Source organism: Pseudomonas sp. SIMBA_067 (assembly GCF_046534675.1).
Classification (GTDB): domain Bacteria; phylum Pseudomonadota; class Gammaproteobacteria; order Pseudomonadales; family Pseudomonadaceae; genus Aquipseudomonas; species Aquipseudomonas putida.
Genome location: NZ_JAWRYH010000662.1, coordinates 1 through 262, shown reverse-complemented (window position 1 = coordinate 262; position 262 = coordinate 1). Strand labels below are relative to the sequence as shown.

Here is a 262-nt window from a genome sequence, read left to right as displayed (position 1 = left end):
CATCGCCAAAGGCCGAGACGATCTGCGGTGCTGGCAGCGTCGCCAGCACGCTGAGCGCTGCCTCGCTGCTCAGAGTCGCCCCGCCGCTGTCCGTTGCGGTGACCGTCAGGGTGTAAGGTCCATCGGCGAGCGCCTTCAGTGCCTCAGCCGGAACGATCACTGTCCAGCGGCCGCTGGCCGAGACCTGCGCGGTGTAGCTGATGTTGTTAAACAGCAACGTGACCGTGCTGCCCTCTGTCACGTTCACCGACGTACCGGTGAC

At 65.3% G+C, this 262-nt stretch carries 1 protein-coding gene; it reads right to left on the bottom strand.

Annotated features, from left to right (window positions below; all coding sequences use genetic code 11):
- The coding region (locus tag SB765_RS30770; RefSeq protein WP_410932640.1) for an Ig-like domain-containing protein at nucleotides 1–262 on the bottom strand (262 nt) is incomplete at both ends.